The organism is Pseudomonas sp. NPDC089741 (assembly GCF_044748825.1).
GTDB classification, from domain to species: domain Bacteria; phylum Pseudomonadota; class Gammaproteobacteria; order Pseudomonadales; family Pseudomonadaceae; genus Aquipseudomonas; species Aquipseudomonas helmanticensis.
This window is the reverse complement of sequence record NZ_JBIVGT010000029.1, coordinates 60,269-77,705: the sequence shown is the minus strand read 5'-3', so window position 1 is coordinate 77,705 and position 17,437 is coordinate 60,269. Positions and strand designations below refer to the sequence as shown.

Here is a 17,437-nt window from a genome sequence, read left to right as displayed (position 1 = left end):
CCCGTAACGGTCGCGACTCAGACGCCACACGCCTTGGGGTTCAGATGGATGGCGGCCAGAAAATCATTCCGGGCAACATCATCGTGCGTCAGCGCGGCACCCAATTCCACGCCGGTTACGGTGTAGGCATGGGTAAAGATCACACCCTCTTCGCTAAAATCGAAGGCGTGATCAAGTTTGAAGTAAAAGGCGCGTTCAACCGCCGTTACGTGAGCGTTGTCGCAGCTTAATTGCGCAATCGCTGGAAAAGCCCTGTCTCGCGACGGGGCTTTTTCGTTTGTGGGGTGAGTCTCTTGCAAAACTGTTTGTATGGGCTGTCGGCGTACGATGTAGGTCGTGGATTGGGGTCGCTGCGCTCATTTTTGCAAGAGTCTTATGTCTTGATTGTTTTTCGGCTCGTCCGTACGGCGAGAGGCGTTGGTTATGAAGTTTGTTGATGAAGTATCGATTCGCGTAAAGGCTGGTGATGGCGGCAATGGCGCCATGAGTTTCCGTCGGGAAAAATTCATCGAAAACGGTGGCCCGAACGGTGGTGATGGCGGTGACGGCGGTTCCATCTACATGATGGCTGACGAAAACCTCAACACCCTGGTTGACTACCGTTACACCCGGCACTTCGATGCCGAGCGTGGTTCCAACGGTGGCAGCACCGACTGCACCGGCAAGAAGGGCGAGGACCTGATCCTGCGCGTGCCGGTCGGCACCACGGTGATCGACTCCGCCACCCAGGAAGTCATCGGTGACCTGACCAAGGCTGGTCAGAAACTGATGGTTGTGCAGGGCGGCTGGCACGGTCTGGGTAACACCCGTTTCAAATCGAGTACCAACCGTGCTCCGCGTCAGACCACTCCGGGCAAGCCGGGTGAGCAGCGCGACCTGAAACTGGAAATGAAAGTACTGGCCGACGTCGGTCTGCTGGGCTTGCCGAATGCCGGTAAAAGTACCTTCATTCGTTCGGTTTCGGCCGCGAAGCCGAAAGTTGCCGACTATCCGTTCACCACGCTGGTGCCGAACCTCGGTGTGGTCAGCGTCGATCGCTGGAAGAGCTTCGTCATTGCCGACATCCCGGGTCTGATCGAAGGCGCTTCCGACGGTGCCGGCCTGGGTATTCGTTTCCTCAAGCACCTGGCGCGTACGCGTCTGTTGCTGCACCTCGTCGACATGGCGCCGCTGGATGACACCAGTGCGCCGGACGCTGCTGAAGTCATCGTCAACGAGTTGATCAAGTTCAGCCCGTCCCTGGCTGAGCGCGATCGTTGGCTGGTGCTGAACAAGTGCGACCAGATCCTTGAAGAAGATCACGATGAGCGTGTCAAGGAAATCGTTGATCGCCTCGAGTGGACCGGTCCGGTCTACGTGATCTCGGCCATCGCCAAGATCGGTACCGAGCGTCTGTGCCACGACATCATGCGTTACATGGAAGACCGTGCCGATCGCCTTGCTGCCGACCCGGCTTACAAGGAAGAGCTGGCCGATCTCGATCAGCGCATCGAAGACGAAGCGCGCGCGCAACTGCAAGCGCTGGACGACAAGCGTGCCCTGCGTCGCAGTGGCGTGAAGTCGGTCCATGACATCGGCGACGATGACTGGGACGAAGAAGATGTGGATGACGAAGACGGTCCGGAAATCATTTACGTGCGTGACTGATTCGTTGCGATAAACTTGAACGCCGCTCAATCGAGCGGCGTTTTAGTATCTGGAAATCGGTTGTTGGTCGGTAATGGCCAAGAATAACGTCACGGGCGGCGCTGGGTCGCGCTGCCCTCAAGCTAAGGTTGAAGATGATGCGGAGCAAGGTGACAGGTGCGCAGCGTTGGGTCGTGAAGATCGGCAGCGCTTTGCTGACAGCTGATGGCAAAGGGCTGGATCGCGCGGCAATGAGTGTCTGGGTCGAGCAGATGGTGGCGCTGCATGAAGCGGGCGTCGAGCTGGTGTTGGTGTCCTCCGGGGCAGTAGCAGCCGGCATGAGCCGTTTGGGCTGGACCGCACGACCCAGTGCGATGCACGAGCTCCAGGCGGCTGCAGCGATTGGCCAGATGGGTCTGGTGCAGGCATGGGAATCGAGCTTCGCCGAGCATGGCCGGCACACCGCGCAGATTCTCCTGACTCACGACGACCTGTCTGATCGCAAGCGCTACCTGAATGCCCGCAGCACCTTGCGCGCGCTGGTCGAACTGAAAGTGATCCCGGTGATCAACGAAAACGACACCGTGGTCACTGACGAAATCCGCTTTGGCGATAACGATACGCTGGCCGCGCTGGTGGCCAACCTGGTCGAGGCGGATCTGCTGGTGATCCTTACCGATCGCGACGGCATGTTCGACGCCGATCCGCGCAACAACCCTGATGCGCAGCTGATTTACGAAGCGCGCGCCGATGATCCGAGCCTGGACGCGGTGGCGGGCGGTACCGGTGGGGCGCTGGGGCGCGGCGGCATGCAGACCAAGCTGCGGGCGGCGCGACTGGCGGCACGTTCCGGTGCGCACACCATTATTGTCGGCGGGCGTCTTGAGCGCGTGCTTGACCGCCTGAAAGCAGGCGAGCGCATTGGTACGTTGCTGTCGCCTGAGCGCGGCATGCTCGCGGCGCGCAAGCAATGGCTGGCCGGGCATCTGCAGACTCGCGGCACCCTGGTGTTGGATGATGGTGCGGTGGCGGCGTTGTCCAAGGGCAACAAAAGCCTGCTGCCGGTGGGCGTCAAACTGGTTCAGGGCAGCTTTCGTCGCGGTGAGATGGTGGTCTGCGTGGCGCCGGACGGTCGTGAGATTGCCCGGGGCCTGGCCAACTACAGCGCGCTGGAAGCGCAAAAAATCATCGGTCAGTCGTCGGATACGATTGTCGGTTTGCTCGGTTACATGGCGGAGCCGGAACTGGTTCACCGTGACAACCTGATTCTGGTCTAAGGAAAACTCCATGCGTTTAGCAAAAGGATTGTTGGGCTTGCTGATGGCGCTGCCATTGCTGGCCTCGGCCGAAGAAATCGGTCAGGTGTCGACGGTGTTCAAGTTTGTCGGCCCGAACGACCGGATCGTCGTCGAAGCGTTCGATGATCCGAAGGTTGAAGGGGTGACCTGCTACCTGTCGCGCGCCAAGACTGGCGGCGTGAAGGGTGGTTTGGGTCTGGCTGAAGATCGCGCAGAAGCTTCGATCGCTTGCCGTCAGGTTGGGCCGATCAAGTTCAAGGGTGATCTGAAGGACGGTGATGAGGTGTTCAAGGAGCGCACCTCGCTGGTGTTCAAGACCATGCAAGTGGTGCGTTTTCTCGACAAGAAGCGCAATACGCTGGTGTATCTGGTCTACAGCGACCGCTTGATCGAAGGCAGTCCGCAGAATGCCGTGACTGCAATCCCGATCCTGCCATGGGTGCCGGTCCAGCAATAACCTCGCGAAACCAACTGTAGGAGTGAGCCTGATCCGGGCACACTCCTACATTTTTTTGCGCTGGATTTTGTTAAATCACAGGCAATAAAAAACCGACCCTAAGGTCGGTTTTTTAATGACTACGTCGATTAAGCAGCTTCTTTCAGCGCTTTAACGTGGCCATTCAGACGGCTCTTATGACGAGCAGCCTTGTTCTTGTGGATGATGCCTTTATCGGCCATGCGGTCGATTACTGGCACAGCCAGAACGTATGCAGCTTGAGCTTTTTCAGCGTCTTTTGCGTCGATGGCTTTAACTACATTCTTGATGTAGGTGCGAACCATGGAACGCAGGCTGGCGTTGTGGCTGCGACGCTTCTCAGCCTGTTTTGCACGTTTTTTGGCGGAAGGTGAGTTGGCCACCGTCGAGCTCCTCGAAAGACTTTTTAGGAAATAGCAAACAAAATAGGCCGCGAATCATGCCGATGAGTTGAAGTCTTGTCAAGGGCACTTGAAACGTTCCGCTAAGTGGTAGGTATAAAGAGGCGGGATATTTATTTCCGGCGCTTGACCTGTAAACTCGCGAGCTTTGGCTCTGTGCTGCTGCGGCGCGGAGTATCGCACAAGTAGGCGCTTTGTTCGCCTGCTGTTTATCGACAGGCACAAATTCCCTCAATGAATCTGCTCAAATCGTTGGCCGCCGTCAGCTCTATCACGATGCTTTCCCGGGTTTTAGGGTTTGTTCGTGACACGCTCATTGCCCGTACATTCGGCGCCGGGATGGCGACGGACGCCTTCTTTATTGCCTTCAAATTGCCCAATCTGCTGCGGCGGATCTTTGCCGAGGGCGCTTTCTCGCAGGCATTCGTGCCGATTCTGGCCGAATACAAAAGCCAGCAGGGCGAAGAGGCGACGCGTACGTTCATTGCTTACGTTTCAGGTTTGCTGACACTGGTACTGGCGATCGTCACTGCACTGGGCATGATCGCCGCGCCCTGGGTGATCTGGGCCACGGCTCCCGGTTTCACCGACACGCCGGAAAAATTCCAGCTCACCTCCGATCTGCTGCGGGTGACGTTCCCCTATATATTGCTGATCTCGCTGTCATCGCTGGCCGGTGCGATTCTCAATACCTGGAACCGCTTCTCGGTGCCGGCGTTTGTGCCGACCCTGCTTAACGTCAGCATGATCGTCTTTGCGTTGTTCCTTACACCGTACTTCGATCCACCGGTCATGGCCCTTGGCTGGGCGGTGTTGGTCGGTGGTCTGGCGCAGTTGCTCTATCAACTGCCGCACCTGAAAAAGATCGGCATGCTGGTACTGCCGCGTCTGAATCTGCGCGATACCGGCGTATGGCGGGTGATGAAACAGATGCTGCCGGCGATTCTTGGCGTGTCGGTCAGCCAGATTTCGCTGATCATCAACACCATCTTCGCCTCGTTTCTGGTGGCGGGCTCGGTGTCGTGGATGTATTACGCCGATCGCCTGATGGAGTTGCCATCCGGTGTGCTGGGGGTGGCATTGGGTACGATTCTGCTGCCGACGCTGGCCAAAACCTACGCCAGCAAGGATCGCCACGAGTATTCGCGGATTCTCGATTGGGGTCTGCGCCTGTGCTTCGTGCTGGTGCTGCCGTGTTCGCTGGCGCTGGGGATTCTCGCCGAACCGCTGACCGTTTCGCTGTTCCAGTACGGTCAGTTCAGTGGCTTCGACGCAGAAATGACGCAGCGCGCACTGATTGCCTATTCTGTCGGTCTGCTCGGGATAATCGTGATCAAAGTGCTGGCGCCGGGCTTTTATGCGCAACAGAACATCCGTACCCCGGTGAAAATCGCAATATTCACTCTGGTGGTTACCCAGTTGTTCAACCTGGTGCTGATCGGTCCGCTGGCGCATGCCGGTCTGGCCTTGGCGATCAGCGCCGGTGCCTGCCTGAATGCCGGGCTGCTGTTCTATCAACTGCGCAAGCAACAGATGTATCAGCCGCAGCCAGGGTGGGCCAAGTTCGCCTTCAAACTGGTGGTCGCGGTGGCCGTGATGTCGGTGGTGTTGCTGATTGGCATGCACTTTATGCCGGCATGGGATCAAGGCCACATGCTTGAGCGCTTCTTGCGCCTGGGCGCTTTGGTCGTTGCTGGCGTGGTGGCGTATTTCGGTATGTTGCTACTGCTCGGTTTCCGTCTGCGCGACTTCAATCGCAAGGCCTTGAGCTGAGGTTTTACCCTTTATGGATGGGCGCGGGCCGGCAGTTTTGTCGGCTCGATCACTTTGCGTTACGGTGTTGCCTGTCGTCGACCGTCGGGTGTGGTTATAATCGACCACTTTATGAGCAAGAAGCGCGTTATGCAGCTGGTTCGAGGCCTCCACAACTTGCGCCCCCAGCATCGGGGCTGCGTCGCCACTATTGGCAACTTTGACGGTGTTCACCGTGGTCACCAGGCTATCCTGGCCCGACTGCGTGAGCGTGCGCTCGAGTTGGGCGTACCCAGCTGCGTGGTGATTTTCGAGCCGCAGCCACGGGAATTCTTTGCCCCCGAGACCGCCCCGGCGCGTCTGGCGCGGTTGCGCGACAAGCTGCAACTGCTGGCCGCCGAAGGTGTCGACCGGGTGTTGTGCCTGGCCTTCAACCAGCGCTTGAGCAAGCTCAGCGCCAGTGAGTTCGTCGATACCATCCTGGTGGATGGCCTCGGTGTGCAACACCTGGAGGTCGGTGACGATTTCCGTTTCGGTTGCGACCGCCTCGGCGATTTCGATTTCCTGATGCAGGCCGGGCAGGTTCACGGTTTTACCGTCGAAGCCGCGCAAACCGTCGAGCTGGACGGCATTCGTGTCAGCAGCACGCAGGTGCGTAACGCGTTGGCCGCTGCCGATTTTGCCTTGGCCGAACGCTTGCTCGGCCGCCCGTACCGGATCGCCGGTCGCGTGCTGCACGGCCAGAAACTGGCCCGGCAACTGGGTACGCCCACTGCCAACATTCAACTCAAGCGTCGTCGCGTGCCGTTCACCGGGGTGTATCTGGTGGATGTCGATATCGACGGCAAGACCTGGCCCGGCGTCGCCAATATCGGCGTGCGGCCCACGGTACAAGGTGATGGCAAGGCCCACCTTGAAGTTCATCTTCTAGATTTTGCCGGCGATCTGTATGACCGGCGTTTGACGGTGGTTTTCCACCAAAAGCTGCGTGAAGAGCAGCGCTTCGCCTCTCTGGAGGCATTGAAAACGGCGATCAATGCGGATGTCGCCACCGCCCGTGCACTAGCCGCACCTAGCGCCCATCGCTAATGAAGAGCCTTAAATGACCGACTATAAAGCCCCGCTTAACCTTCCGGACACCGCCGTCCCAATGAAGGCCGGCCTGCCACAGCGCGAACCGCAGATTCTGCAGCGCTGGGACAGTATTGGCCTGTACGGAAAGTTGCGCGAGATTGGCAAGGATCGTCCGAAGTTCGTTCTGCATGACGGCCCTCCGTATGCCAACGGCACGATCCACATCGGTCACGCACTGAACAAGATTCTCAAGGACATGATCATCCGCTCGAAGACCCTGTCGGGCTTCGACGCGCCGTATGTTCCGGGTTGGGACTGCCACGGCCTGCCGATCGAGCACAAGGTTGAAGTGACCCACGGCAAGAACCTCGGCGCGGACAAGACCCGCGAGCTTTGCCGTGCCTACGCCACCGAGCAGATCGAAGGGCAGAAGTCCGAATTCATCCGCCTCGGCGTGCTGGGCGACTGGGCCAACCCGTACAAGACCATGGATTTCAAGAACGAGGCCGGTGAAATCCGCGCCCTCGCCGAAATCGTCAAGGGCGGTTTCGTGTTCAAGGGCCTCAAGCCTGTGAACTGGTGCTTCGACTGCGGTTCGGCCCTGGCTGAAGCGGAAGTCGAGTACGAGAACAAAAAGTCCTCGACCATCGACGTTGCGTTCCCGATCGCTGACGAAGCCAGACTGGCTGCCGCGTTCGGTCTGCCATCGTTGAGCAAACCGGCGTCGATCGTGATCTGGACCACCACCCCGTGGACCATTCCGGCCAACCAGGCGCTGAACGTTCACCCGGAGTTCAACTACGCCCTCGTCGACATCGGCGACAAGCTGCTGGTGCTGGCTGAAGAGCTGGTTGAAGCCTGCCTGGCGCGCTACGGCGTTGAAGGTTCGGTGATCGCCACCACCACCGGTAAAGAGCTGGAACTGATCAACTTCCGTCACCCGTTCTACGATCGTCTGTCGCCGGTGTACCTGGCTGACTACGTCGAACTGGGCGCTGGCACTGGCGTGGTTCACTCCGCTCCGGCCTACGGCGTGGACGACTTCGTGACCTGCAAGAAGTACGGCATGGTCAACGATGACATCCTCAATCCAGTGCAGAGCAACGGCGTGTACGTGCCATCGCTGGAATACTTCGGCGGCCAGTTCATCTGGAAGGCCAACCCGGCCATCGTCGACAAGCTGACCGAAGTCGGTGCGCTGATGCACACCACCGTCATCGAACACAGCTACATGCACTGCTGGCGCCACAAGACTCCGCTGATCTATCGCGCCACCGCGCAGTGGTTCATCGGCATGGACAAAGAGCCAACCAGCGGCGACACCCTGCGTGTGCGCTCGCTCAAAGCCATCGAAGACACCAAGTTCGTCCCGACCTGGGGCCAGGCGCGTCTGCACTCGATGATCGCCAACCGTCCTGACTGGTGCATCTCGCGTCAACGTAACTGGGGCGTGCCGATCCCGTTCTTCCTGAACAAGGAAAGCGGCGAACTGCACCCACGTACCGTTGAACTGATGGAAGAAGTCGCCAAACGCGTTGAAGTGGAAGGCATCGAAGCCTGGTTCAAGATGGACGCTGCCGAGCTGCTCGGCGACGAAGCGCCGCTGTACGACAAGATCAGCGACACCCTCGACGTCTGGTTCGATTCGGGCACCACGCACTGGCACGTCCTGCGCGGTTCGCACCCGATGGGTCACGAGAGCGGCCCGCGTGCCGACCTGTACCTGGAAGGTTCCGACCAACACCGTGGCTGGTTCCACTCGTCGCTGCTGACCGGTTGCGCCATCGATAACCACGCGCCGTACCGCGAACTGCTGACCCACGGTTTCACCGTCGACGAAGCCGGCCGCAAGATGTCCAAATCGCTGGGTAACGTGATTGCACCGCAGAAAGTCAACGACACCCTCGGCGCCGACATCATGCGTCTGTGGGTCGCTTCGACTGACTACTCCGGTGAAATGGCGGTTTCCGACCAGATCCTGCAACGCAGTGCGGACGCCTATCGTCGTATCCGCAACACCGCGCGATTCCTGCTCTCGAACCTGAGCGGTTTCAACCCGGCCAGCGACATCCTGCCGGCGGAAGAAATGCTCGCGCTGGATCGTTGGGCGGTCGACCGCACCTTGCTGCTGCAACGCGAGCTGCAAGAGCACTACGGCGAATACCGTTTCTGGAACGTCTACTCGAAGATCCACAACTTCTGCGTGCAGGAGCTGGGCGGTTTCTACCTCGACATCATCAAGGACCGTCAGTACACCACTGGCGCCAACAGCAAGGCCCGCCGTTCGGCGCAAACCGCGCTGTTCCACATCTCCGAAGCGCTGGTGCGCTGGATCGCGCCGATCCTCGCCTTCACCGCCGACGAACTGTGGGAATACCTGCCGGGCGAGCGCAACGAATCGGTGATGCTCAACACCTGGTACGAAGGTCTGACCGAACTGCCGGCCGACGTTGAGCTGGGCCGCGACTACTGGGAACGCGTGATGGCGGTCAAAGTAGCGGTCAACAAAGAGATGGAAATCCAGCGCGCGGCGAAAGCCGTCGGTGGCAACCTGCAAGCCGAAGTGACGCTGTACGCCGAAGACGCGCTGAGCGCTGACCTGGCCAAGCTGAGCAACGAGCTGCGCTTTGTCTTGATCACCTCGACGGCCAGCGTGGCGCCTTTTGTTAGCGCACCTGAAGATGCGGTAACCACCGAAGTCAGCGGCCTGAAACTGAAGATCGTCAAATCGGCCTTCCCGAAATGCGCCCGTTGCTGGCACTGCCGCGAAGACGTCGGCGTAAACCCGGAGCATCCGGAAATCTGCGGCCGTTGCGTCGACAACATCAGCGGCGCTGGCGAGGTTCGTCACTATGCCTAATGCCGTTGGCCGTTTTGGACGGTTGAGCTGGCTCTGGTTGAGTTTGCTGGTTCTGGTCATTGACCAGGCCAGCAAGTTCTACTTCGAAGGCAAGCTCGAAATGTTCCAGCAGATCGTGATCATTCCCGATTACTTCAGCTGGACCCTGGCCTACAACACTGGCGCTGCGTTCAGCTTCCTGGCTGACAGCTCCGGCTGGCAGCGCTGGCTGTTCGCCCTGATCGCGATCGTGGTCAGCGCGGTGCTGGTGGTCTGGCTCAAGCGTCTGGGCCGCAACGAAACCTGGCTGGCCGTCGCTTTGGCGCTGGTGCTGGGCGGCGCGCTGGGTAATCTGTATGACCGCATTGCCCTCGGTCATGTGATCGATTTCATTCTGGTGCACTGGCAGAACCGTTGGTACTTCCCGGCGTTCAACTTCGCCGACAGCGCGATTACCGTTGGCGCGGTGATGCTGGCACTGGATATGTTCAAAACCAAGAAAACCGAAGAGGCCGTTCATGACTGAACAGGTATTGGCTGAGCAACGCATTGGCCAGAACACGGAAGTCACCTTGCACTTTGCATTGCGCCTGGAGAACGGCGACACCGTCGACAGCACGTTCGACAAAGCCCCGGCGACCTTCAAGGTCGGCGACGGCAACCTGTTGCCGGGTTTTGAGGCGGCGCTGTTCGGCTTCAAGGCCGGCGACAAGCGCACGCTGACCGTCGAGCCGGAAAACGCCTTCGGCCAGCCGAACCCGCAGAACGTGCAGATCATTCCGCGTTCGCAGTTCGTCGATATGGAGTTGTCAGCGGGTTTGCTGGTGATCTTCAACGATGCGGCCAATACTGAGCTGCCGGGTGTGGTGAAGGAGTTCGATGACACGCAAGTGACCATCGACTTCAACCACCCGCTGGCCGGCAAGACGCTGACCTTTGACGTGGAAATCATTTCCGTCAAAGCGCTGTAAAAATGTAGGAATGAGGCCTTGTGGCGAGGGGATTTATCCCCGTTGGGGTGCGAAGCGCCCCCGAACCAGGCACCGCAATTCTGAATGAATGCGCTGAAAGGTCGACGACTGCTACGCAGCCGAACGGGGATAAATCCCCTCGCCACAGAGAGCTGATCCCTACAATGGTTTTTCATTGTTTTCGCGCGCAAGACACGAGGCACAGCATGCAAATCAAACTCGCCAACCCCCGTGGCTTCTGCGCCGGCGTGGACCGGGCGATCGAAATCGTCAACCGCGCCCTGGAAGTCTTCGGGCCGCCGATCTACGTGCGTCATGAAGTGGTGCACAACAAGTTCGTCGTTGAAGACCTGCGCAGTCGCGGGGCGATCTTCGTCGAAGAGCTGGATCAGGTGCCGGACGACGTCATCGTCATCTTCAGTGCCCATGGCGTCTCCCAAGCCGTACGCACCGAAGCCGCCGGTCGTGGCCTGAAAGTGTTCGACGCAACGTGCCCGCTGGTGACCAAGGTGCACATCGAAGTGGCGAAATACAGCCGCGACGGTCGCGAGTGCATCCTGATCGGCCACGCCGGTCACCCGGAAGTCGAAGGCACCATGGGCCAATACGACGCCAGCAATGGCGGCGCGATCTACCTCGTCGAAGACGAGAAAGACGTTGCCGCGTTGCAGGTGCACAACCCGGAAAAACTGGCTTTCGTGACCCAGACCACGCTGTCGATGGACGACACCAGTCGCGTCATCGATGCCTTGCGCACGCGCTTCCCGGCCATCGGTGGCCCGCGCAAGGACGACATCTGCTACGCCACACAAAACCGTCAGGACGCGGTCAAGCAATTGGCCGACGAGTGCGACGTAGTGCTGGTGGTCGGCAGTCCGAACAGTTCCAACTCCAACCGCTTGCGTGAACTGGCCGAACGCATGGCTACGCCGGCCTATCTGATCGACGGTGCCGAAGACCTGCAGAAAAGCTGGTTCGATGGCGTTGAACGGATTGGCATCACTGCGGGTGCATCTGCGCCGGAAGTACTGGTGCGTGGCGTGATCCAGCAACTGCAAGCCTGGGGAGCGACCGGTGCCGACGAGCTGGCGGGTCGCGAAGAGAACATCACCTTCTCGATGCCTAAAGAGCTGCGCGTCCGTTCGATTTGACCCTTTCGGGTTTCTGACACAGCGCCTGCGCGGTTTTCACACTGCTCAGGCGCACACGACCGGTCGCTGCCAGCACCACCTGGAGCTGGCTGACCGGCTCGTGAGCCGAGCAAATATGTAGCGTCCCTGCCTGAAATGCCCGCCCGGGCATCAGTGGTTGCCCCAGACTGCTGAACCGCACATATCGACTCACTGCCCAATTGCCCACCACCGGCACCTGCGCATCACTGGCGTGCTCGCGCAATAACGGATTGCTCGCATCTTGCGGCCCCTTGCCGCTGATATCCAGAATGATCCGCCAGCCCTGGCTCCAGTCGCCGTTGATGCCATGGATCACCACGCTCTGATTGTGTGTGATCGCCATCGATCGGGCGTTGCGAATACCGTCGAGCAACGACTGCGCAGCCACCTCCCGATGGCTGGATGCCTTGAGCGTGGCAAATGCCGGACTGACCAGCAGCAGAACAATTGCGCCAATCGCCAGTCCCATAAGCAGTTCGATCAGGCTGAAACCCTGTTGCGACATGAAAACTCCCTCCCTGGAGCGTGATGAAAGGCGCGATCCGTGCGCCAGGCAGGACAAATCAACCGACACAGGTCGGTCGAATGTTCTAGCGTGTAGAAGCAGGTATAGCCGACGGCAACGGAGGGCATCGATGGATCTTCGTACAAAAGGTTTCACGCTGGTCGAGTTGCTGGCCGCGATTGCGATCTTCGTGATCCTTGTCACCCTGGCGGTGCCGGCGTTCACCAGTTCCATTCAGCGCAGCAAGGCCGATACCGAGGTGGGCGACCTGCAGCGCGCACTCAGTTTCACCAGGCTCGAAGCGATTGATCGCGGCACCACCTTGCGCCTGCGCCCGACGGCGGGGGGCAGCGTCTGGACCGGTGAATTGTCGGTCTACGACAGTACTGGCACGCCGGCCAATGTATTGCGGGTTATTCCAGCGATGAGCAGCGGCGCCACTCTGACGCTAACCTCTGGAGTGACTGCGCTGGATTTCAATAACCTCGGCGGTCTGGCGGCACCTTCGACGGCGGTGGTCATCAGTTACACGCTGGGAACGCAAAGCAGGACGCTGAACGTGTGTCTGAACGGACGAATTCAATTGGGTGGAAGTTGCGGATGAGGGCAGGGAGCAAGCACGCACAGGACGGCATGACGCTGATCGAGGTGCTGGTCGCGTTGTTGATCCTGACGGTCGGGCTGTTGGGCGCGGCGGCGGTGCAACTGAATGCGCTGAAGTACACCGACAGTTCGCGCATGACCAGTCAGGCCAGTTTCATCGCCTACGACATGATGGACCGCATCCGCGCCAACTCCGGTGCTGATTACACCGTCACGCCACCGACCTCGGGCAACCTCAGTGTTGCGCGGGATCAGGACCTCTACGACTTCACCAGCAACATCGTCAACTTCGGTGGTCCGACCGCCACGGGCAGCATCACCCTCAATCAACGCGTGTACACCATCACCATTACCTGGAGCGATGCGCGCGCAGCCAACACCGCCAGTGCCCCGCGCAGTTTCGTGCTGAGCAGCCGTGCCGCGGTTGATCCGGTGGCGACGCCATGAACCGTCGTGCGCGTGGTTTCGGCCTGATCGAGTTGCTGATTGCTTTGGCGCTGGGGCTGATTGTGGTGCTCGGCGTGGTGCAGACGTTCATCGCTGCAAAAAACACCTATGTCAGCCAGAACAGTGCCGCTGCGATGCAGGAAGACGCGCGTTTCCTGCTGAGTAAAATGATCCAGGAAATTCGCATGGTGGGGATGTTCGGTTGCCTTGGCACTATCACCGATTCGAGTACGGCGGGGGATTTCAACGCCGCGCAAATCACCCCGATCAGTTGGGACAATGCCAACCTTAAACTGACGCTGGTGACGGCGGATGTCGGTGGCAGCGGCGGCACGCCGACCTGGACGGTGGTTTCCGATTGTCGTAACACCTCGACCGCTTACACCGGTTTGCGCAGCCCGGCGACCGGGCAAATCGCCTTCCCGATCCGGCGTCTGCTCTACAGTTTCAGCAACAACCAGATCCTGATGGGCACCGGCAGCGGCACGCCGACCCAGCAGGTACTGATCAACAACGTCAGCGCGTTCACCGTGACCTTCGGTCTGGCCAGTTCGGCGACCGATGTGGCAGCTTCGACCTACAGCGCCAACCCCAGTGATCCGGCGCGCATTCGCAGCGTGCGCCTGAGCCTGACCCTCACCGACCCCAACAGCCGGGTCGCCGCGCAAACCTTCAACGTGGTTGCCGCTTTGCGCAACCGTCTGCAATGAGGGGCGTAACGATGAGGCGCTCTCTGCACAAGCGTCAGGCGCAGCGCGGGATGATATTGCTGGTCACGCTGGTGTTCCTGTTGTTGCTCACGGTGATCGGCCTGTCGTCGATGCAAAGCGCCAATCTGCAGGAAAAGATGGCTGGTAGCGTGAGCCTGCGCAATCAATCGTTCCAGACCGCCGAGGCGGCGTTGCGCGTAGGTGAAAGTGCGGTGCAACTGGACAACTACACGCTGGCGGTGTGCAGCGGCACCACGCAATGTGCGCCACCGGCGGAATCGTCAGTGGTCAGCGCTGCGGGGCTCAACTCGACGTCCGGCGTCACCTGGATCGCCGCCGGCAACGGCTTTTACGGGGTACAGAACATCGGCACGACCCTTACCGCCGTGAACGTGCCGAGCAATACCTCGGCGACCTTGTATCGAGTGACCGCTGTCGGCATCGCCGGCACTTCGCGTAGCGTTGTGGAGAGTGTTTATGCGAAGTATTAAACGCTGCCGGTCACTGCTGATCGGCATGCTGCTGAGTTTTTATCTGGCAGCGCCGGCGTATGCGTTCACGCCGTCCGATTCGCCGCTGTTGAGTGCGGCAGCGGTGGCACCGAACGTGATGTTGCTGATCGACGATTCAGGGAGCATGAACAGCATCATCTACGCTGCCGGTTTTGATCCGACGGTCGATCGCACGCCGGCCCGGCAATGCAACGCGTTGCTCGGGTTATGCCTGAGTTCGACAACGATTACCGGCGACCCGATATTCCTTTCCAGCCTGCCGACTGCCGGTTGCTCCGGCGGCGCCTATGCCTTCTACAACAACAGCCTCGCGCCCCTGTGCCTGAAACTGCCAGACCCGGTGGGCAGCGGTAACACCCGCTATACCGGCGATTACATCTCCTATGTGGTCAGCCTCGCCATCAGCAATGGCACGCGCGATTTCACCACGGGGGCGATCCCCAACGATTACCGGATCAACGTTGCGCGTAACGTTTCCACCGCACTGGTCACCAGCAACCGCACATTGCGCATGGGCCTGTCGACGTTCAACCCGGTCACCAGCAACAACTCCGGCAATGGCGGTTACATCGCCCGGGCGATCAGCGATCTGTCACCGGTATCCGGCAGCGTCACCCAGGCGCAGGCCGACACCAACTACAACGCACTGATCTCCTCGATCAACGCGTTGAGCGCCGTCGCCAACACTCCTCTGGCGGAAACCTATTACGAGATCACCCGCTACATGCGCGGCATGGCGCCGTACTACAACAGCACGCCGAGCACCTACACCAGCCCGATCCAGTATCGCTGCCAGAAAAACTACGGTGTGGTGATCACCGACGGCTTGCCGACCTATGACCGTACCTTCCCAAGCAATGACCCACTGGGTGGCAGCCGTTTGCCGAACTGGGATGGCGTCAACAATGACGGCAACAACCTCAATGGCGACAACGAAGGCGATACGCTGTATCTGGACGACATCGCCAAGTTCGCGTTCGACATCGACATGCGTTCGAGCGGTACCGATGCTGCCGGCAAGAGCTGGAACGCAGTGGATTTTCCCAGGCAGAACATGAACACCTACACCGTGGGCTTCACCGCTGCCAATGACATGCTCTCGGATGCCGCCAGTTACGGACAGGGCAAGTATTACCAGGCGACCGACAGCACGGGACTCAATGCCGCGTTGTCGTCCGCCTTGAGTGATATCACCTCCAAGGCCGGTTCCGGCGGCAGCGGCGTCACCAGCGGCACCACGCTCGCCAGCGGCACCAGCTATTTTCAGACCAGCTACGACCCCAAGGACTGGCGCGGCACGATCAAGTCATTCGGCTTCACTGCGGCCGGTGCGGTGAATACTTCGACGACACTCTGGACCACTGATACGACCATCGTCCCGGGCGCCACCGCACCGACCTATCAATCGTGGAACACCACCAGCAACGCTGCAGTAACCCTGGCCTACGGCAACTTTTCCGCCACTCAGCAGACCACGCTCGGTCAGAGTCTGCCCACCGGCATCAGCGGCAATGATCTGGTGGAGTGGAGCAAAGGCACCAACAAGACCGGGCTCAAGGTGCGCAGCGTGCTGCTCGGCGACATCATCAACTCGCCGTTGGTACTGGCGTCGCCTTCGGACAAAACCGCATCCGATCTGTCCGGCGACACCACGTACACCTCTTACCTGACCACCAAAGCGGCAAACATGAATGCCAGTCTGGTGGCGAACGCCAACGACGGCTTCGTCAACGTCATCAACTCGGCCAACGGCACCCGGCGTTATGCCTACATGCCTTCCAGTGTGTTGCCGTCGTTGCGTTTTATCGCCGATCCAACCTACATCAACGGTGTCAGCCACAAGTTTCTGGTAGATGGGCAGGTCGCCGTGTATGACGCCCAACTCAATAGCGCATGGAAAACCCTTGCTATCGGCGGTACGGGGGCAGGGGGCAGGACGTTCTATGCACTGCAATTGTTCGACGCCTCGGCGGGCAACGTTTTGCGCGCGTTGTGGGAGGTCAGTGCACCCACGACCGCCAACACTGCCAATGTGTTTAATGATCTGGGTTATGCCTATGCCCGCCCCGAAGTGGCACGCTTGGCCGATGGTCGCTGGGCGGCGTTCATTTCCAACGGTTACGGCAGCAACTCCGGAGTGGCAGCGCTGTATGTCCTGGATGTTCGCGACGGTTCGCTGATCAAGAAAATCGTTATCGACAGCACGGAAACCACCAACGGCTTGTCCTCGGTAAAGCTCAAGGTCAACTCCTCGAACGTGGTCCAGGCCGCCTATGGCGGCGACTTGAAAGGGCGGCTGTGGAAGTTCGATCTGAGCGCAACGTCCACCGATAGCTGGGGGGTAGCGTTTTCCGGGAAGCCGTTGTTCACCGCGGCGGGCGGTGCAACTCAGCCGATCACCACGCAGCCGTTGCTGGCGGATAACTCATTGGGCGGCAAACAGATCTTTGTCGGCACCGGTAAATTCAACGAAACGGCCGACAAGACCAACAAGGATTTGCAGGCGTTCTATTCAGTATGGGATGCCGATGGTGGTTCGGGGCAACTCACCGTCAGCAGTTTGCAGGCGCAGGCGGTCACGGGCGTGTTCTCGGGGAGTGGTGGTCAGTTCGTCACTACCACGCAAAACGACACAACGTATCCTGCAGAAAAGGGCTGGTACCTGCCGTTGGTGTATAACAACGCGTTGATCGGTGAGCGGGTGATCAATCAGGCCAGCCTGGTTCTGGGACGTATCCTCTTCACCACGGCGAGTGTGGATACCACCGATCCCTGTTCGAGTTTTGGCACGGGCAAACTGGTCGAAACCGATGCATTCAGCGGTAAGATGCTCAACTATGCGGTGCTCGATACCAACGGCGATGGCGTGGTCGACAGCAACGACACGATTTCCAGTGGTGTGATATTCACGGGTGGCATCCCGACCCTGAACGCTGTCGTCAACGGCGCGACGCGCAAGATCTTCAACGATTCCAGCGGCAACATCACCACCCTGGTGGAAAAGGGCGGCGGCGGTAGCCGTCGTATCATGTGGCGACAAATACAGTAAGCG

17 protein-coding genes are annotated in these 17,437 nt (G+C 59.5%); 15 read left to right on the top strand and 2 right to left on the bottom strand.

The genetic code is table 11. The features are described from left to right. The 4 genes from rpmA to ACIPZE_RS22590 all read left to right on the top strand — a co-directional run. A partial coding sequence (rpmA, locus tag ACIPZE_RS22605) for a 50S ribosomal protein L27 (RefSeq protein ID WP_400775374.1) occupies positions 1 to 230 on the top strand: 230 nt, incomplete at its 5' end. Positions 231 to 423: 193 nt separating this feature from the next. Next, on the top strand, positions 424 to 1,647 hold the full coding sequence (gene cgtA, locus ACIPZE_RS22600; RefSeq protein ID WP_129395581.1) for an Obg family GTPase CgtA: 1,224 nt from the start codon (positions 424 to 426) through the stop codon (positions 1,645 to 1,647). A gap of 137 nt (positions 1,648 to 1,784) precedes the next feature. Then, positions 1,785 to 2,903: a glutamate 5-kinase gene (gene proB / locus ACIPZE_RS22595; protein WP_283438724.1), complete on the top strand. Its 1,119-nt coding sequence runs from the start codon at positions 1,785 to 1,787 to the stop codon at positions 2,901 to 2,903. A 10-nt stretch (positions 2,904 to 2,913) separates the two neighbouring features. Continuing rightward, the gene (locus ACIPZE_RS22590) at positions 2,914 to 3,381 is read left to right on the top strand and encodes a CreA family protein (RefSeq protein ID WP_102900531.1); all 468 of its coding nucleotides are present in this window, start codon (positions 2,914 to 2,916) and stop codon (positions 3,379 to 3,381) included. 128 nt (positions 3,382 to 3,509) lie between these two features. Here the strand turns inward: ACIPZE_RS22590 and rpsT are convergent, their stop codons facing one another. Then, the gene (rpsT, locus tag ACIPZE_RS22585; protein ID WP_003228351.1) at positions 3,510 to 3,782 is read right to left on the bottom strand and encodes a 30S ribosomal protein S20; all 273 of its coding nucleotides are present in this window, start codon (positions 3,780 to 3,782) and stop codon (positions 3,510 to 3,512) included. A gap of 252 nt (positions 3,783 to 4,034) precedes the next feature. Here rpsT and murJ point away from each other — a divergent pair, with 252 nt between their 5' ends. The 6 genes from murJ (at position 4,035) to ispH (ending at position 11,587) form a co-directional block, all read left to right on the top strand. Continuing rightward, positions 4,035 to 5,573, top strand: a complete 1,539-nt coding sequence (gene murJ / locus ACIPZE_RS22580) for a murein biosynthesis integral membrane protein MurJ (RefSeq protein WP_400775368.1) — start codon at positions 4,035 to 4,037, stop codon at positions 5,571 to 5,573. A gap of 129 nt (positions 5,574 to 5,702) precedes the next feature. Further along, entirely contained in the window at positions 5,703 to 6,641 is a 939-nt protein-coding gene (gene ribF / locus ACIPZE_RS22575) for a bifunctional riboflavin kinase/FAD synthetase (RefSeq protein WP_038361708.1), read from the top strand. 13 nt (positions 6,642 to 6,654) lie between these two features. Further along, positions 6,655 to 9,486, top strand: coding sequence for an isoleucine--tRNA ligase (gene ileS / locus ACIPZE_RS22570; RefSeq protein WP_400775364.1), 2,832 nt, complete (start codon positions 6,655 to 6,657; stop codon positions 9,484 to 9,486). Next, positions 9,479 to 9,991: a signal peptidase II gene (lspA, locus tag ACIPZE_RS22565; protein ID WP_053123968.1), complete on the top strand. Its 513-nt coding sequence runs from the start codon at positions 9,479 to 9,481 to the stop codon at positions 9,989 to 9,991. Before ileS ends, lspA begins: the two co-directional genes overlap by 8 nt. 7 nt (positions 9,992 to 9,998) lie before the next feature. Next, the gene (gene fkpB / locus ACIPZE_RS22560) at positions 9,999 to 10,436 is read left to right on the top strand and encodes an FKBP-type peptidyl-prolyl cis-trans isomerase (RefSeq protein WP_174823982.1); all 438 of its coding nucleotides are present in this window, start codon (positions 9,999 to 10,001) and stop codon (positions 10,434 to 10,436) included. A gap of 206 nt (positions 10,437 to 10,642) precedes the next feature. After that, positions 10,643 to 11,587 carry a 4-hydroxy-3-methylbut-2-enyl diphosphate reductase gene (gene ispH / locus ACIPZE_RS22555; RefSeq protein WP_129395575.1) on the top strand — a complete coding sequence of 315 codons (945 nt, stop codon included), beginning with the start codon at positions 10,643 to 10,645 and terminating at the stop codon, positions 11,585 to 11,587. On the opposite strand, the gene ACIPZE_RS22550 is transcribed toward ispH, so the two are convergent. After that, positions 11,559 to 12,113 (bottom strand): GspH/FimT family pseudopilin, encoded by a 555-nt coding sequence (locus ACIPZE_RS22550; RefSeq protein ID WP_400775361.1) that lies wholly within the window; start codon positions 12,111 to 12,113, stop codon positions 11,559 to 11,561. The two genes, ispH and ACIPZE_RS22550, sit on opposite strands and share 29 nt — an antisense overlap. A 130-nt stretch (positions 12,114 to 12,243) precedes the next feature. Here ACIPZE_RS22550 and ACIPZE_RS22545 point away from each other — a divergent pair, with 130 nt between their 5' ends. Genes ACIPZE_RS22545 through ACIPZE_RS22525 form a run of 5 tightly spaced genes read left to right on the top strand, consistent with a single transcriptional unit; the run spans position 12,244 to position 17,434 of the window. Next, positions 12,244 to 12,717: a GspH/FimT family pseudopilin gene (locus ACIPZE_RS22545; RefSeq protein WP_400775358.1), complete on the top strand. Its 474-nt coding sequence runs from the start codon at positions 12,244 to 12,246 to the stop codon at positions 12,715 to 12,717. Continuing rightward, positions 12,714 to 13,163 carry a type IV pilus modification protein PilV gene (gene pilV / locus ACIPZE_RS22540; RefSeq protein WP_129395572.1) on the top strand — a complete coding sequence of 150 codons (450 nt, stop codon included), beginning with the start codon at positions 12,714 to 12,716 and terminating at the stop codon, positions 13,161 to 13,163. The genes ACIPZE_RS22545 and pilV overlap by 4 nt, the downstream gene beginning before the upstream one ends. Further along, entirely contained in the window at positions 13,160 to 13,873 is a 714-nt protein-coding gene (locus ACIPZE_RS22535) for a PilW family protein (protein WP_400775355.1), read from the top strand. Before pilV ends, ACIPZE_RS22535 begins: the two co-directional genes overlap by 4 nt. An 11-nt stretch (positions 13,874 to 13,884) precedes the next feature. Next, positions 13,885 to 14,364, top strand: coding sequence for a PilX N-terminal domain-containing pilus assembly protein (locus ACIPZE_RS22530; RefSeq protein WP_400775353.1), 480 nt, complete (start codon positions 13,885 to 13,887; stop codon positions 14,362 to 14,364). Then, positions 14,351 to 17,434, top strand: coding sequence for a pilus assembly protein (locus ACIPZE_RS22525; RefSeq protein ID WP_400775350.1), 3,084 nt, complete (start codon positions 14,351 to 14,353; stop codon positions 17,432 to 17,434). Before ACIPZE_RS22530 ends, ACIPZE_RS22525 begins: the two co-directional genes overlap by 14 nt. Positions 17,435 to 17,437 lie beyond the last annotated feature (3 nt).

Bases quoted from the DNA above. Each gene is read 5' to 3' on its own strand.
- cgtA (WP_129395581.1), top strand. From the start codon at position 424: ATGAAGTTTGTTGATGAAGTATCGATTCGCGTAAAGGCTGGTGATGGC.
- proB (WP_283438724.1), top strand. From the start codon at position 1,785: ATGCGGAGCAAGGTGACAGGTGCGCAGCGTTGGGTCGTGAAGATCGGC.
- ACIPZE_RS22590 (WP_102900531.1), top strand. From the start codon at position 2,914: ATGCGTTTAGCAAAAGGATTGTTGGGCTTGCTGATGGCGCTGCCATTG.
- murJ (WP_400775368.1), top strand. From the start codon at position 4,035: ATGAATCTGCTCAAATCGTTGGCCGCCGTCAGCTCTATCACGATGCTT.
- ribF (WP_038361708.1), top strand. From the start codon at position 5,703: ATGCAGCTGGTTCGAGGCCTCCACAACTTGCGCCCCCAGCATCGGGGC.
- ileS (WP_400775364.1), top strand. From the start codon at position 6,655: ATGACCGACTATAAAGCCCCGCTTAACCTTCCGGACACCGCCGTCCCA.
- lspA (WP_053123968.1), top strand. From the start codon at position 9,479: ATGCCTAATGCCGTTGGCCGTTTTGGACGGTTGAGCTGGCTCTGGTTG.
- ispH (WP_129395575.1), top strand. From the start codon at position 10,643: ATGCAAATCAAACTCGCCAACCCCCGTGGCTTCTGCGCCGGCGTGGAC.
- ACIPZE_RS22550 (WP_400775361.1), bottom strand. From the start codon at position 12,113: ATGTCGCAACAGGGTTTCAGCCTGATCGAACTGCTTATGGGACTGGCG.
- ACIPZE_RS22545 (WP_400775358.1), top strand. From the start codon at position 12,244: ATGGATCTTCGTACAAAAGGTTTCACGCTGGTCGAGTTGCTGGCCGCG.
- pilV (WP_129395572.1), top strand. From the start codon at position 12,714: ATGAGGGCAGGGAGCAAGCACGCACAGGACGGCATGACGCTGATCGAG.
- ACIPZE_RS22535 (WP_400775355.1), top strand. From the start codon at position 13,160: ATGAACCGTCGTGCGCGTGGTTTCGGCCTGATCGAGTTGCTGATTGCT.
- ACIPZE_RS22530 (WP_400775353.1), top strand. From the start codon at position 13,885: ATGAGGCGCTCTCTGCACAAGCGTCAGGCGCAGCGCGGGATGATATTG.
- ACIPZE_RS22525 (WP_400775350.1), top strand. From the start codon at position 14,351: ATGCGAAGTATTAAACGCTGCCGGTCACTGCTGATCGGCATGCTGCTG.